Source organism: Ruegeria sp. N4 (assembly GCF_056531425.1).
Genome location: NZ_JBQFLT010000007.1, coordinates 64815 through 79183 on the forward strand (window position 1 = coordinate 64815; position 14369 = coordinate 79183).

Genomic DNA, 14369 nt, shown 5'->3' on the forward strand with positions numbered 1-14369 from the left:
GGGGGCGTTTGTGCATTTAACCGGCGCATCCTATTTAGGACACGCCAAGAGACAACCGGCACAGGAGGCCGAAGGCATGTTTGAAAATCTATCCGAACGCCTCTCTGGCGTCTTTGACCGGCTGACCAAACAGGGCGCCCTGTCCGAAGAAGACGTCAAGACCGCCCTGCGCGAGGTTCGCGTTGCGTTGCTTGAGGCTGACGTCTCGCTGCCGGTGGCCCGCGCCTTCGTCAAGAAGGTGCAGGAACAGGCAACCGGTCAGGCGGTGACCAAGTCGATCACCCCCGGCCAGCAGGTCGTCAAGATCGTGCATGACGCGCTGGTCGATACCCTGCGCGGCGAAGAAGACCCCGGCAAGCTCAAGATCGACAACCCGCCCGCCCCGATCCTGATGGTCGGTCTGCAGGGCTCGGGCAAGACCACCACAACCGGTAAGCTGGCAAAGCGCCTGAAAGAAAAAGAGGGCAAGAAGGTCCTGATGGCCTCGCTCGACGTCTATCGCCCGGCGGCGATGGATCAGCTGGCGGTGCTGGGCACGCAGGTCGGTGTGGATACGCTGCCGATCGTGCCGGGCCAATCTCCGGTAGATATCGCCAAACGAGCAAAGCAGCAGGCGACGCTTGGTGGGTATGACGTCTACATGCTCGACACCGCGGGTCGTCTGCACATTGACGAAGTCCTGATGGACGAGGTCGAGCAGGTTCGCAACGTGGTCGACCCGCGCGAGACTCTGCTGGTGGTCGACGGCCTGACCGGTCAGGTCGCCGTTGAAGTGGCCGAGGAGTTCGACGCCAAGGTCGGTATCTCGGGCGTGGTCCTGACCCGGATGGACGGTGACGGTCGCGGTGGTGCGGCGCTGTCGATGCGCGCGGTCACCGGCAAGCCGATCCGTTTCGTCGGTCTGGGCGAGAAGATGGACGCGCTCGAAACTTTCGAGCCGGACCGGATCGCAGGACGTATTCTGGGCATGGGCGACATCGTGGCCCTGGTCGAAAAGGCCCAGGAAACGATGGAGATGGAACAGACCGAGCGCATGATGAAGCGCATGGTCAAGGGTCAGTTCAACATGAACGACCTGAAGATGCAGCTGGAACAGATGATCCAGATGGGCGGCATGCAGGGCATGATGGGCATGATGCCGGGCATGGGCAAAATGGCGAAACAGATGGATCAGGCCGGTCTGGGCGACAAGATCCTGCGCCAGCAGATCGCGATGATCCAGTCGATGACCAAACGCGAACGCGCCAACCCTCAGCTGCTGCAAGCCAGCCGTAAGAAACGGATTGCAGCGGGTTCGGGGATGGAGGTCAGCGACCTCAACAAGCTGCTCAAGATGCACCGGCAGATGTCGGACATGATGAAGAAGATGGGCAAGATGGGCAAAGGCAAGATGCTGAAACAGGCCATGAAAGGCATGTTCGGCAAAGGCGGCCCCTCGCCCGAGGATATGGCCGCAGGTATGGACCCCAAGGCGCTGGAACAGGCGGCCAAGGCGATGGGCGGCAAGATGCCTGGCGGCCTGCCCGGACTGGGCGGCGGCATGGGTCTGCCCTCGGGTCTGAGTGGGTTCGGGAAGAAAAAGTAAGTGACCCTTGCGCCCACCATATCCACTGCGCGCCTGACATTGCGCCACCACCGGCTTGAGGATTTCGAGCCGATGGCCGCGCTGTTTGCGACGGATTGGGCCAAGTACATGGACGGCCCGTACTCGGCCCAGGACCTGTGGTCGATGCTGGGCTCGGACGTGGCCAGTTGGCAGTTTCTCGGGTTTGGCGCGTGGGCGGTCGATCTGACGGAAACCGGTGAATTCATTGGGCAGGTCGGAATCAACAAACCTCCGAATTTCCCGGAAACCGAAATCGGCTGGTGTATTTTCCCCGGATTTGAAGGCAAGGGCTATGCATTCGAAGCGGCCTGCGCCGCGCGTGACTGGGCGTTTGAGAATGCCGGGCTGACGTCTTTGGTCAGCTATATCGATGCGCCTAACACCCGTTCAATCGCGCTGGCCAAGCGGCTTGGGGCAAGTGAAGACCCAAGCGCAGCGCGCCCGGACCCCGAAGATGTCGTCTATCGCCACCCGCACCCGGATGAGCGGCAATACGGATCGGAGGCCTACGCATGACCTTCCGATTTGAAGCCGCGCCCAATGCGCAAGGGGCTGAGCTGGCGTCTCGCGTGGCGGGCGCAATTCCGACGCTCGAAACCGAGCGTCTGGTTCTGCGCGCGCCGCAATTGTCGGATTTCGACACCTATGCCCGGATCGTGGCCAGCCCGCGCGCGCGGTACCTGATCGTGGCCAGCCCGCGCGCGCGGTACCTGACAGTCATGTCGCGCGAGGATGCGTGGTATGATTTCGCTCAGATGGTCGCCATCTGGTCGCTGCGTGGCCATGGCCTTTGGTCGGTTGAAGCGAAGGCAGGCGGTCAACTGCTGGGCTTTGTCGTTCTCGGCTTCGAGCCGGAAGACCCAGAGCCAGAGCTTGGTTTCATCTTCACCGAGGAAGGCGAGGGCCACGGCTATGCGTTTGAGGCTGCAAGCGCCGCGCGTGGCTTTGCGTTTGAGCAACTCGGCTGGGACACTTTGGCGAGCTTTATCGTCAAAGGGAATGAACGCTCTCAACGTCTGGCAGACCGGCTTGGCGCTTTTGTGGAACGCGAGATCGTTGAAGAGGACGGTGTGACCTTGGTGTATCGCCACCTCGCCACCGATGGCGACGGCGGGATGGAGGCCTACGCATGACCTCATTCACCATCCCCACCGTTGAAACCCAGCGCCTGATCCTGCGCGCGCCGCATTTGGACGATTTGCCCGCGATGACCACGTTCTTCGCAACCGAGCGCAGTCATATGGTTGGCGGCCCCAAGGATGCGCTTGAAAGCTGGAATTCTCTGGCCAACCGCTTGGGGCACTGGGCGCTGAAGGGCTTTGGCCTATGGCACCTGACCGAGAAGACCAGCGGCGCATTTGTGGGCTGGGCCGGTATGATCGACGTACCCGGCTGGGCCGAGCCCGAGCTGGGCTGGACCCTGATGGCCGAAGCAGAGGGCAAAGGGCTGGGGTTCGAGGCCGCATCGGCTGCGCGCGATTATGCGGCGCGGCATCAGGGGCTGAACGGCGTGATCAGCTATATCGCCCATGCCAATGACCGCTCGCGCGCGCTGGCCGAACGGCTTGGTGCGACGCTGGAGATTGAAAACGCCGAGCTATTGGGCAAACGCGCCCAGATCTGGCGCCACCCGCAGATTGACTTGACCACCGAAAGGACCGGCCAATGACCAACCCCGTGACACAGGCTGCCACGCTGTTGAAAGAGCATCGCGAAAGCATCGACCGGCTGGACGCGATCCTTGTCTACACGCTGGGCGAGCGGTTCAAGCACACGCAGGCCGTTGGCAAGCTCAAGGCCGAACACGACCTTCCCCCGTCCGATCCCTCGCGCGAGGCAGCGCAGATCGCACGGCTCGAAGACCTGGCGAAAGAGGCCGATCTGGACCCCGACTTCGCCAAGGCTTTTCTGAATTTCATCATTCAGGAAGTCATCCGACACCATAAGAAACATCAAAACTAACCGGCATCTGCGCCGGCTCAACAAAAGACACGCCTTTGGCGTGATGCCATTCAAAGGAGATACCACCATGGCAATGAAAATTCGTCTCGCCCGCGGCGGCTCGAAAAAGCGTCCCTTCTACCGCATCGTGGCTGCCGACAGCCGCATGCCGCGCGACGGCCGTTTCATCGAGAAACTGGGCACCTACAACCCGCTGCTGCCCAAAGACAGCGAAGAGCGCGTAAAAATGAACATGGAGCGCATCCAGTACTGGCTGGATCAGGGCGCACAGCCCACCGACCGTATCGCACGTATGCTGGAAGCAGCCGGCACCCGTGACAAGGCCGAGCGCAACAACCCCAACAAGGGTACCCCGGGCAAGAAAGCTCAGGAACGCGCCGAAGAAAAAGCGGCCAAGGCTGCTGAAGCTGCCGAAACGGCTGCTGCACCTGCTGAAGAAGCGGCAGCAGAAGAATAAGCAGGCGGGCTCGTGCGGGATCAGACTTTCACCGATGATTTTCGCACGCAGTTCGATCTGTTGATGCGGCTCCGGCGCGATGTGCGCCGGTTCCGCACCGACGCGGTAGACGAGGCAGTGCTGACGCGCTGCCTCGACGCGTTTCGTCTGGCCCCCTCGGTGGGGCTCAGCGAACCCTGGCGCGTGATCCGCGTCGAAAGCCAGGGCGCACGCAATGCGGCGCTTGAGAATTTCCACGCTGCGAACGCGCAGGCGTTGGATGGATATTCAGGCGAAAAAGCCCAACTTTATAGCCAGTTGAAACTGTCGGGGATGCAAGAGGCCCCAGTTCAGCTGGCCGTTTTCTGCGACGATTCAACGGACAAAGGGCTTGGGCTGGGTGCCGGTTCTATGCCCGAGATGCGGCGTTATTCCGTCGTGTCCGCCGTCACTTTGTTCTGGCTGGCCTTGCGGGCCGAGGGGCTGGGGCTGGGCTGGGTCTCGATCCTTGATCCCGACCGGATGGCGCGTGATCTGGACGTGCCCGAAGATTGGCGTCTGATCGGCTATTTTTGTGTCGGCTGGCCGGAAGAATTGTCCGACACGCCAGAACTGGAACGTGTGGGTTGGGAAAGTCGCGACGACGCGTTTCCCATCGAGGTACGATAAGCAATGTTCGGTCTGTTACGCCTTCCCATCCTGCTGCTGATCGCCTTTATTGTCGGCGTGTTCTTTGAACGCAGCAATCAACGCGAGGCCTGCGACGGGCTTGGGCAGTGGAAGAACGGGCTATGTGTAACGACGGGTGTGAGCAATGAGTGACCTAATCTGCGTCGGCAGCATTGCAGGATCATACGGCGTGCGCGGCGAAGTTCGGCTGAAAAGCTATTGCGCCGAGCCTGCGGATATCGAGGCATATTCGCCCCTGACCGACGAAGCCGGCAAGAACCGTTATCCTCTGGTCCTGACCCGCACGATCAAGAACGGCTTTGCTGCCCGTTTGGGTGGCGTCGAGACCAAGGAACAGGCTGACGAGTTGAAGGGCCTGCGCCTTTTCGCGCGGCGCGATCAACTGCCCTCGCTTCCGGATGACGAGTTTTACCATGCCGACCTGATCGGGCTTGAGGTCTATGACACTGGCGGCACCCTGTTGGGTCGGGTGAAATCCGTTCAGAACCACGGTGCTGCGGATCTTCTGGAACTGCATGGTCCGGGCCTGAAATCCACCGTTCTGCTGCCATTCACGCTTGAAGCCGTGCCAACGGTTGATCTGGACAAAGGCCGCATCGTCGCGGACCCGCCCGAAGGACTGATCTGATGCGGCGCGTCCTGCTGCATCTTGGCTTGCACAAGACCGGCACCACCGCCGCGCAATCCTTTCTTTACGAAAATCGCTCGCTGATCTGGCCGCACTATTCGCTGCTGCTGCCCTACAAGACACGCAAGTCGGGCTTGGCGGCGGCGGCCACGCGACATTCAGTCTATCGGCTGGACGATACGCTGGCCACGTTCGGCAACCAGTTGAACGCATTTCTGGGCGACATCGATTTCGGAACGCGGCGCGGCCTTGTGCTGAGCGACGAGAACTTCGCCGGTCTGCGCCCCAGCAGAAACAGCGCCGAAGGATATGCGGCCACGCCCGAACTTGCGGCCACATTGGTCAGCGCAATTCGCCGCCGGTTGGTGGGGGACAAGGTGGACGTCATCGTTTACCTGTCGCTTCGTGAAAAAACCGGATGGCTGCGCAGCCTTTGGGCGCATGACCTGCAACGCAGGCGGCTTGTTCAGGATTTCGATGCGTTCTGCGAAGCGCTTGATCACCTTCCCGGCCTGCCAACCGTCGCAGACAGAATTCAGGAGAGACTGCCAGAGGTGACCGTTCAGACACGGTGGCTGGAAGACCTGCAGGACACCCGGTTCGGCCCCGGCACGCCCTTTGCAGACTTTCTGAACCTGCCTCATGACAAGACGTCAAAGCTGGTGCCGCCCACAAAATCCAACGCGGGCCTGCCCCATGACGTGCTGTCCGAATTGCTGACGCTAAACCGATCCCCGCTGGACGACACCGCGCTGATCGCGCAGAAGAAGGCCCTTATTCGCAGCGCACGGACCGCATTGGCTGGCCAGACATGACCGACACACCCAAGAAATCCCACGGCCGCAAGGCCATCCGCCCGACATTGAAACCGCGAGAGCTGATGACACCCACGCCGGATCTGCACGGCGTATGGAAAGCCAAGATCATCACGCTGTTCCCCTCAGCCTTTCCCGGCGTTCTTGGCGAAAGCCTGACCGGCAAAGCCCTGCAAGAGGGGTTGTGGCAGCTGGAAACTGTGGATTTGCGCCAGTTCGGCATTGGCAAGCATCGCAATGTCGATGACACACCTGCAGGCGGTGGCGCGGGCATGGTACTGCGCGCCGACGTGCTGGGCCCGGCAATCGAGCACACGATGTCAGGCATTCGCGGCAACTGGCCGCTGATCTATCTCAGCCCACGCGGGCGTCGAATGGATCAGCGCATGATGCAGACCTTTGCGCGATGCGACGGGATGACCCTGCTGTGTGGTCGGTTCGAAGGTGTGGACGAGCGTGTGCTAGAACATTACGGCGTTCAGGAAGTGTCTCTGGGCGATTTCGTGATGACCGGTGGTGAGATTGCCGCGCAGGCCCTGATCGACGCTACCGTGCGCCTGATCCCCGGCGTTCTGGGCAATCAGGCCTCGACGGAAGAGGAAAGCTTTTCCTCCGGCCTGTTGGAGCATCCGCAATACACCCGTCCGTCGGACTGGAATGGCCGTCCGATCCCGGATGTTCTGATGTCCGGCCACCATGGTCGCATCGCGGACTGGCGGCATCAAATGGCGGAACAGATCACCCGCGAAAGACGCCCGGATATCTGGCAGGAATATCTGGACTCGCAGGACAAAGATCGCAGCTAACTACGGCGTCGCGGCTTTCCACAGCGCCCAGGTCTCGGGCGTTCCGTGAAAGACGTTGATGTCGACCCGACCCTGAACGCCGGGCACCAGACCCGTGCCCGTATACTGCCAGAAACGCCAGACCGAGCGCGGATAGACCTTGCTGGGATGCCCGGCGACGGACCTTAACCAGAACTCGGTCTTTGGCAGGCGGCCGATATTGGTGTCGTCGTAGAAATCCACCGTCGTATAGACGATGGGTCTGCGGCCATAGTGTCGTTCGAGGATATCCAGAAAGCGCTGTGCCTCGGCCCGAACGGTCGCGCCATCGGGGCGCAGGGTGCAGGTTCTGGAATGCGGCGTCCATTCCATGTCCAGCACATGCGGCAGGTCCGCGCCTTTGGGTACGTTTTCGATAAACCAGCGCGCCTGTTCCCGCGCAGAACGGCAGAAGTAGTAATAGTGATACGCCCCCCACGGCACACCCGCCGCCTGCGCGCCACGCCGGTGGTCGTCGAACATTGGGTCGAAGACATCGCCACCCTCGGTTGCCTTCATGAAAACAAAACTGACACCCGACGCCTTGGCCTGCCTCCAGTCGATAGGGCCTTGCCAGCGCGAGACGTCAAGCCCGTGCACCGGATACAGCCCGGGATGCCGCCCTTCCCAGTCATGGGGATCGGCGTCGCCGAAATCCGGGTAGATCACCGATGGGGCCGTTCGATCCACGCCCGGCGTTGGCTCGACCACCTGCGGGGGCGGCCCTTGCCGCCCGCACGACATCAACGCAACGCCCAATAGTGCCAATAAGACGGAAACCCGCATAGCCCTGTCCTGATTTTGTTAAATCTGCTCTTTCAATTGACCTCAGAATGCCCGAACCGTGGGCCAAGGCAACGGCGCAGTTGCAAAGTGGCGAATTCTCACCGGTGACGCCTGCAATTTAGGCTTGATCCCTGCCCCCAAACCCCCTAAAGCAGCGCAATCCGGTGCCGCGAACAGCGACTCCGGTGTTTTGGTTTGCATCCTGACGTGACGCCCGGCTTTCTTCAGCCCCGGCGCGACAGGGCGGACCGGACCAAAGGAACATTCGATCTGACCTCTGGCGGGCTGCACAGCAGGACCCGGTGAAGACCAAGAGCTCTCAGGCCGTGCCCAAACTTCGTGGACCAACCACGAGCAGATAGGAGTAACTGCGATGGACCTGATCGCACAGCTTGAGGCGGAACAGATTGCCGCCCTGGGGAAAGACATCCCCGATTTCAAAGCCGGAGACACCATCCGTGTCGGCTTTAAAGTGACCGAAGGGTCGCGTACCCGTGTGCAGAACTACGAAGGCGTCTGCATCGCGCGCAAAGGTGGCAGCGGCATCGCCGGTTCGTTCACCGTTCGCAAAATCTCGTTTGGCGAAGGCGTGGAGCGTGTGTTCCCGCTGCACTCGACCAACATCGACAGCATCACCGTTGTCCGCCGTGGCCGCGTCCGTCGCGCCAAACTGTACTACCTGCGCTCGCGCCGTGGTAAATCCGCGCGTATCGCAGAGGTTACCAACTACAAGCCCAAGGCTGGCGCCGAGGCGTAAGGAGCGGAAAGATGAAAAAAGACATCCATCCCGATTATCACGTCATCAACGTCAAAATGACCGATGGCACCGTGGTTCAGATGAAATCCACCTGGGGCGCCGAGGGCGACCAGCTGGCTCTGGAAATCGATCCTTCTTCGCACCCCGCATGGACCGGCGGCTCGTCGCGCCTGATGGACACCGGTGGCCGCGTGTCGAAGTTCAAGAAGAAATACGAAGGTCTGGGCTTCTAAGCCTTACCTTTACCGAATGCGAAAGGCCGCCCGTTTGGGGCGGCCTTTTTTTGTTTGCGGTGCTTCAAGTCTTTACCCAAAGACATAGAAACATAGTTTATTGCCATCGGGATCGCGCACATAGGCCCCATAAAAGCGATCCGGCACACGCTGGCCCGGTTCACCCTCATCCGTTGCACCCAGGCTGATTGCCTTTTCATACATAGTTGAGACTGCCTCTTTGTTGTCCGCCGGAAAGGACACCATGTTGCCATTGCCCGAGGCGCACTCATTACCATCATAAGGCTCGCACACGGCAAGCATCGGTGCAGTGGGATCGTTGCCGATAAAAGCGATGCGGCCCGCATCGATCAGGACTTGCGCGTCTTTGTCTGCAAACAGCGACGTGTAGAACTGCTTGGCGTTGTCCAGGTTGGAAACACCGATGGTGACGTATCCGATCATATGCGGAACCCTTTTATGTTTGATGGGGAATCTCCGGGCATCGTCTGTCAGGTGACCGAGGTATACAAGTCACGAAACCGAGAACGGCCAGAGCTTACAGCCAATAGGACAAGGCAAGCGGCAGAACGAAGATGGTCGCCAAGGTCGACACCAGAATAAACCCGGCCACGTCCGGCCCGTATTCAGGCACATGCTGGTCAATGAACAGATAGGTCGCCACGGATGACGGCATCAGGCAGCACAGGATCAACGCTCCGCGTTCGGCCCCGGTGAAGCCGAACAGCCAGACCAACGCGCTGGCGATGCCCACAGCCATCACCAGATGCAGACCGGTCAGCAGAACCGCGCGTCCAAGGCTGGTGATCCGCAGGGTTGCCAGCGTGTGACCCAATGTCAGCAGCATCAGCGGGATCGACAGGCCGCCCAGAATATCAAAGGACTTTGCAACCGGCTGCGGCAGGCTGGCCCCTGTTGCCATCAGTATCAGCGATGCCGCAACGGCGTAGATAATCGGCGAGGTCGCGAGTTTTCTGGGCGAGAATTCTCCGGCGGGGATCCACATGCCGACGGTGAAGATGCTGATCAGCACCACGACGACGAAGGCCATCGTGTAGGCCATGCCTGCATCCCCCAGCGCCAGCAGAGTGATCGGCAGACCGATATTGCCCACGTTCCCGTGCATCAACGGCGTCAGGAATGCCCGCACTGGCAGGCGCAACGCCCTGAGCGCGAGAAACCCCAGAACGCCAAACCCGGCCACGGCCAGCGCGGCGGCGCTCATCATGTCCAGAAACGTCCCCACATCCAGCTTGATGGCCGTCAGGTGCGAGATGATCAGCGTCGGGTACCCGACCTTCGAGACGATCCCGCCGATCACCTTGTTGTCGAACGGGGCGTTGGTCAGCGCCAGCCCATAGCCGATCCCGGCGCAAATCAGCACAGGCAAAACCACGTTGAAAACGTTCAGAAACAGGTGCTCCAACCCGCGCTCCTCTTGCCCGGCCTCTAAACAGACAGTGAATCGGGCCGGCGTGTTTGGCAAGCAATCCGACCTAACCCGCGAACAGATCAGTGTTTTCCAAATTAGAGCCTGATAAAGGCCCAAACCACGGCCTGAGGTTCTTTTCTTCCCCGCAGACACAACATATAGTGGCTCTCAACAACGTGTGGACAAACACGGCAAGACTTGGGACGACAAGCATGGCACATATAATCGTTGTCGGAAACGAAAAGGGCGGCGCAGGCAAATCGACCGTGTCGATGCATGTTGCAACGGCGCTGGCACGGCTGGGGCACAAGGTCAGCACATTGGACCTGGACCTTCGCCAGCGCAGCCTTGGCCGCTATTTCGAGAACCGCGGAAACTTTTTGAACGGTGCCGAATTCGCGCTGCCCAGCCCGCGCCATCACGACCTGCCCGAGATCGACGCCAGCACGCTGAAGCCCGGTGAGAATATCTATGACCACCGCCTGTCTGCCGCCGTTGCTGAACTGGAAAGCGACAGCGATTTCATCTTGATCGACTGCCCCGGCTCTCACACCCGCCTCAGCCAGGTGGCGCATTCGCTGGCCGATACGCTGATCACACCGCTGAACGACAGTTTCATCGACTTCGACCTGCTGGCGCGGATCGATTCCAAGGGTGAGAAAATCCTTGGCCCGTCGGTCTATTCCGAGATGGTCTGGAACGCGCGACAATTGCGGGCGCAGGCCGGGTTAAAGCCCATCGACTGGGTGGTTGTGCGCAACCGGGTCGGCACCCAGCGCATGGTCAACAAGGAAAAGATGCAGCGCGCGATCGAGATGCTATCGCAGCGCATCGGCTTCCGCGTCGCGTCGGGCTTTTCCGAACGGGTTATCTTTCGCGAGTTGTTTCCGCGCGGCCTGACGCTGCTGGACCTCAAGGATATCGGAGTGAAACAGCTGAACATCTCGAACATCGCGGCCCGGCAGGAATTGCGCGACATGATGCGCGAATTGAACCTGCCCGGCGTTGAGATCGATTTCTAAAATCGGCGCTTAAGCCTCAATCGACCGGACCGTACACCGTGAACAGCTCTTTCGGTTCGTTCACGCCCCGCAGCATGTAGCGCCCGACCGAGATCAGTTCCTGTTGGCAGGACCCCGCCGCGCGGGCGACATCGTCCGAGATCAGGATCCGCTGCCCCAGCGACCTGTGCATCCCGGCGATCCGGGCCGCCTGATTGACGGCCGGGCCGATCACCGTGAAATCCAGACGGGTTTCCGAGCCGATATTGCCGTAGAGGATTTCTCCTGAATGCAACGCCAGAGTGTAATTCGCCACGGGCAGCCCATCTGCGGCACGGCGCGCTTTCAACTCATCCATCCGCTTTTGCAACAAAGGCACGGCTGACAACGCCGCACGGGCGTCCTCGTCAATCTCGCCAACATCGAACATCGCCATCAGCCCGTCGCCCATGAACTTCAGAATATTGCCGCCGCAGTCATGCACAACACTGACCGCCACGGCCAGGTAGTCGTTCAGCATGTCGATAATCTCGGTTCCCGGCAGGTCCTCGGACAGGGTGGTGAAACCTTCAAGATCAAAGTTCCAGATTACCGCATCGATCTGCTGCAAAGACCCGCGCCGGATTTCGCCCGACAGGACCCGCTGACCCGCGTCGCGTCCCAGATAGACACGCAGCAGGTCCCGCGACATCATTTGATTTCTGGCGGATTTCAGCGCCAGCCCCAGATGCGGCAATATCGCGTGAAGATGTTCGATATCCCTGTCTTCAAACCCGGTTGGCGCGTCACTGGTCCAGGACATCAACACGCCATCACTGACCTTCTGCGCCCCGGTGTTCCGCATCTCGGTCTTTTCAAAGGGAATGCCGGTTGCGTAGTAGTCCGTCGCCCCCTCTTCCCGCAGATCATTCAGCAACGGGAAGCGGCTGGGTTCGTTCTGATCGACCAGCCGAACGCGAATGTCCTCGATATCCTCTTCCAGCAGGGCGTATAAGGGGCTGCGCAGCCATTCTTCGCTGGGGGTGTCCGAGTTCTCGAACTTCTCGGATGTGCCGCCCTTGGCGCGATACCAGCTATACCCCATCCCGCCATAGACGGGGTGCAGTGTCGACTGGGCCGCATGAAAGCGCATCAGGGGCAGGCCCTGATCGATCAACCCATTGCAAAACCCTTCAAGCAGTTCTTCCTGTCCGGCCCCTTCAAGGCCCTTGGTGACAAGCCAGTCGATCAATTCGTATGTCGCTGGCGACAGGCGTTCAGAAATGGTCATATGAAAATCCGTGTTAGCTCTGTGCCACAGATGGTGGTCGGTCATGCGATAGTACCAGAGGTCAATCCATTCCGGCCAGCCGCCTGAGCATTTTACGCAACAGGGCGGTTTCGGCCGCATCGAATGGGCCGGCCAGCCTGGCATCGTATTCCCGGGCAATCCCGCTGAGTTCGCGATATACCGTTTCGCCCATCGGCGTCAGCGTCAGCCATTCCACGCGCCTGTCCTGCTCATCCCGCGTCCGTTTCAGATAGCGCCGGGCTTCCAGTTTCCCAACGGCGCGGCTGATTTTGGTTTTATGCAGCTTGGCGCGATCCCCGATGTCCTTGGCGGTCAAAGTGCCAAACATTCCCAAGTGAAACAGAACCCGCCATTCGGTGCGCAGCATCCCATACCGACCCTTGTAGATCTTCTGAAAATCCAACGAGGCCTCTTCGGCCGCCTGATTCAGCAGGAAGGGCAGGAAATTCTGCAGATCAAAGGCATGTTTTTTGTTGAAATCATCGTTTGTCATTCTTGTTAGTTACAAAATCAACTATTATCCGACAAGCAGCAAACGGAGGAACACGCGATGAATCGTCCGACTGATCCACACCGCCTGACCCAGGCCAGCACGCCGGTTGGCACGCATTCGGGCTATATGCCCGGCTTTGGAAACGACTTTGAGACCGAGGCACTGCCCGACGCGCTGCCCCAGGGCATGAACAGCCCGCAGCGCTGCAACTATGGCCTTTACGGCGAGCAGCTCAGTGGCACCGCCTTCACCGCCAACCCGCCCGAGCGGACGTGGTGCTACCGCATTCGGCCATCGGTCAAACACTCGCACCGGTATGAGAAGATTGACCTGCCGTACTGGAAATCGGCCCCCTGCATCGATCCTGATGTAATCAGCCTGGGCCAGTACCGCTGGGACCCGGTTCCGCATTCTGAACAGGGCCTGACCTGGCTGACCGGGATGCACACGATGACCACCGCAGGCGATGTGAACACGCAGGTCGGCATGGCCAGCCATATCTATCTGGTGACCGAGTCGATGGTGGATGAATATTTCTTCTCGGCCGATTCCGAGCTTTTGGTGGTACCGCAGGAAGGCCGCCTGCGCTTTGCGACCGAATTGGGGATCATCGATCTGGAACCCAAGGAAATCGCCATCCTGCCGCGCGGCCTGCTGTATCGGGTCGAGGTGCTGGAAGGTCCGGCACGTGGCTTTGTGTGCGAAAACTATGGTCAAAAGTTCGAACTGCCGGGGCGCGGGCCAATCGGAGCCAACTGCATGGCCAATCCGCGTGACTTCAAAGCCCCGGTCGCTGCGTTTGAGGATCGCGAAACGCCCTCGACCGTGACCATCAAATGGTGCGGACAGTTCCATGTGACCCGGATCGGTCACAGCCCGCTGGACGTAGTGGCGTGGCATGGCAATTACGCGCCCTACAAATACGATCTGCGTACCTACTGCCCGGTTGGAGCCATCCTGTTTGACCACCCGGACCCTTCGATCTTTACCGTCCTGACCGCGCCTTCGGGCCAGCCCGGTACGGCCAATATCGACTTTGTCCTGTTCCGCGAACGCTGGATGGTGGCCGAAGATACGTTTCGCCCGCCCTGGTACCACAAGAACATCATGTCAGAGCTTATGGGCAACATCTACGGCCAGTACGACGCCAAACCGCAGGGCTTCGTCCCCGGCGGGATGAGCCTGCACAACATGATGATCCCGCACGGACCGGATCGCGAGGCATTCGACAAAGCCTCGAACGCCAATCTGGGGCCGGACAAGCTGGATCACACCATGTCCTTCATGTTCGAAACACGCTTCCCGCAACATCTGACCGAATTTGCAGCCAAACAGGCCCCATTGCAGGATGACTACATCGATTGCTGGACCTCGCTGGAAAAGAAATTCGACGGAACGCCGGGCAAGAAGTAACC

General features: G+C 60.1%; 20 protein-coding genes. 15 read left to right on the plus strand and 5 right to left on the minus strand.

Features of this window, described 5'->3' with window-relative positions; translation table 11 throughout:
• The first annotated feature begins 76 nt into the window (after positions 1 to 76).
• From ffh to trmD, 11 genes are all read left to right on the plus strand, one after another.
• Positions 77 to 1585, plus strand: a complete 1509-nt coding sequence (ffh, locus tag ACR0LW_RS12390) for a signal recognition particle protein (RefSeq protein WP_480882820.1) — start codon at positions 77 to 79, stop codon at positions 1583 to 1585.
• On the plus strand, positions 1586 to 2122 hold the full coding sequence (locus ACR0LW_RS12395; RefSeq protein WP_480882821.1) for a GNAT family N-acetyltransferase: 537 nt from the start codon (positions 1586 to 1588) through the stop codon (positions 2120 to 2122).
• A complete protein-coding gene (locus ACR0LW_RS12400; protein ID WP_480882822.1) occupies positions 2119 to 2739 on the plus strand; it encodes a GNAT family N-acetyltransferase in 621 nt (206 codons plus the stop codon). Before ACR0LW_RS12395 ends, ACR0LW_RS12400 begins: the two co-directional genes overlap by 4 nt.
• Positions 2736 to 3275, plus strand: a complete 540-nt coding sequence (locus ACR0LW_RS12405) for a GNAT family N-acetyltransferase (protein WP_480882823.1) — start codon at positions 2736 to 2738, stop codon at positions 3273 to 3275. Before ACR0LW_RS12400 ends, ACR0LW_RS12405 begins: the two co-directional genes overlap by 4 nt.
• On the plus strand, positions 3272 to 3568 hold the full coding sequence (locus ACR0LW_RS12410) for a chorismate mutase (RefSeq protein WP_050605269.1): 297 nt from the start codon (positions 3272 to 3274) through the stop codon (positions 3566 to 3568). Before ACR0LW_RS12405 ends, ACR0LW_RS12410 begins: the two co-directional genes overlap by 4 nt.
• 67 nt (positions 3569 to 3635) lie before the next feature.
• Positions 3636 to 4025 carry a 30S ribosomal protein S16 gene (rpsP, locus tag ACR0LW_RS12415; protein WP_480882824.1) on the plus strand — a complete coding sequence of 130 codons (390 nt, stop codon included), beginning with the start codon at positions 3636 to 3638 and terminating at the stop codon, positions 4023 to 4025.
• A gap of 12 nt (positions 4026 to 4037) precedes the next feature.
• Positions 4038 to 4673: a 5,6-dimethylbenzimidazole synthase gene (bluB, locus tag ACR0LW_RS12420; protein WP_480882825.1), complete on the plus strand. Its 636-nt coding sequence runs from the start codon at positions 4038 to 4040 to the stop codon at positions 4671 to 4673.
• A gap of 3 nt (positions 4674 to 4676) precedes the next feature.
• On the plus strand, positions 4677 to 4826 hold the full coding sequence (locus tag ACR0LW_RS12425) for a hypothetical protein (RefSeq protein WP_480882826.1): 150 nt from the start codon (positions 4677 to 4679) through the stop codon (positions 4824 to 4826).
• Positions 4819 to 5322 carry a ribosome maturation factor RimM gene (rimM, locus tag ACR0LW_RS12430; RefSeq protein WP_170737603.1) on the plus strand — a complete coding sequence of 168 codons (504 nt, stop codon included), beginning with the start codon at positions 4819 to 4821 and terminating at the stop codon, positions 5320 to 5322. The genes ACR0LW_RS12425 and rimM overlap by 8 nt, the downstream gene beginning before the upstream one ends.
• The gene (locus ACR0LW_RS12435; RefSeq protein ID WP_480882827.1) at positions 5322 to 6137 is read left to right on the plus strand and encodes a hypothetical protein; all 816 of its coding nucleotides are present in this window, start codon (positions 5322 to 5324) and stop codon (positions 6135 to 6137) included. The genes rimM and ACR0LW_RS12435 overlap by 1 nt, the downstream gene beginning before the upstream one ends.
• A complete protein-coding gene (gene trmD, locus ACR0LW_RS12440) occupies positions 6134 to 6943 on the plus strand; it encodes a tRNA (guanosine(37)-N1)-methyltransferase TrmD (RefSeq protein WP_170454759.1) in 810 nt (269 codons plus the stop codon). The genes ACR0LW_RS12435 and trmD overlap by 4 nt, the downstream gene beginning before the upstream one ends.
• Here trmD and ACR0LW_RS12445 read toward each other — a convergent pair whose 3' ends face one another.
• Positions 6944 to 7747, minus strand: a complete 804-nt coding sequence (locus ACR0LW_RS12445; RefSeq protein ID WP_170520168.1) for a glycoside hydrolase family 25 protein — start codon at positions 7745 to 7747, stop codon at positions 6944 to 6946.
• A 373-nt stretch (positions 7748 to 8120) separates the two neighbouring features.
• Here ACR0LW_RS12445 and rplS point away from each other — a divergent pair, with 373 nt between their 5' ends.
• Positions 8121 to 8504 (plus strand): 50S ribosomal protein L19, encoded by a 384-nt coding sequence (gene rplS, locus ACR0LW_RS12450; RefSeq protein ID WP_170328369.1) that lies wholly within the window; start codon positions 8121 to 8123, stop codon positions 8502 to 8504.
• Positions 8505 to 8515: 11 nt separating this feature from the next.
• Entirely contained in the window at positions 8516 to 8737 is a 222-nt protein-coding gene (gene rpmE, locus ACR0LW_RS12455) for a 50S ribosomal protein L31 (RefSeq protein ID WP_170454763.1), read from the plus strand.
• A 72-nt stretch (positions 8738 to 8809) separates the two neighbouring features.
• Here rpmE and ACR0LW_RS12460 read toward each other — a convergent pair whose 3' ends face one another.
• Positions 8810 to 9181 carry a VOC family protein gene (locus ACR0LW_RS12460; protein WP_170624292.1) on the minus strand — a complete coding sequence of 124 codons (372 nt, stop codon included), beginning with the start codon at positions 9179 to 9181 and terminating at the stop codon, positions 8810 to 8812.
• A 94-nt stretch (positions 9182 to 9275) separates the two neighbouring features.
• On the minus strand, positions 9276 to 10163 hold the full coding sequence (locus tag ACR0LW_RS12465; RefSeq protein WP_480882828.1) for an AEC family transporter: 888 nt from the start codon (positions 10161 to 10163) through the stop codon (positions 9276 to 9278).
• Positions 10164 to 10381: 218 nt separating this feature from the next.
• Here ACR0LW_RS12465 and ACR0LW_RS12470 point away from each other — a divergent pair, with 218 nt between their 5' ends.
• Complete coding sequence (locus ACR0LW_RS12470) at positions 10382 to 11191, plus strand: division plane positioning ATPase MipZ (protein ID WP_170454769.1); 810 nt, start codon at positions 10382 to 10384, stop codon at positions 11189 to 11191.
• 16 nt (positions 11192 to 11207) lie between these two features.
• Here ACR0LW_RS12470 and ACR0LW_RS12475 read toward each other — a convergent pair whose 3' ends face one another.
• Both ACR0LW_RS12475 and ACR0LW_RS12480 read right to left on the minus strand, forming a co-directional pair.
• Positions 11208 to 12440 (minus strand): adenylate/guanylate cyclase domain-containing protein, encoded by a 1233-nt coding sequence (locus tag ACR0LW_RS12475; protein ID WP_170454771.1) that lies wholly within the window; start codon positions 12438 to 12440, stop codon positions 11208 to 11210.
• A 61-nt stretch (positions 12441 to 12501) separates the two neighbouring features.
• A complete protein-coding gene (locus ACR0LW_RS12480; protein ID WP_480882829.1) occupies positions 12502 to 12954 on the minus strand; it encodes a MarR family winged helix-turn-helix transcriptional regulator in 453 nt (150 codons plus the stop codon).
• A 57-nt stretch (positions 12955 to 13011) separates the two neighbouring features.
• On the opposite strand from ACR0LW_RS12480, the gene hmgA reads away from it, so the two are divergent.
• Positions 13012 to 14367 (plus strand): homogentisate 1,2-dioxygenase, encoded by a 1356-nt coding sequence (gene hmgA, locus ACR0LW_RS12485; RefSeq protein WP_480882830.1) that lies wholly within the window; start codon positions 13012 to 13014, stop codon positions 14365 to 14367.
• The last annotated feature ends 2 nt before the right edge of the window (positions 14368 to 14369 follow it).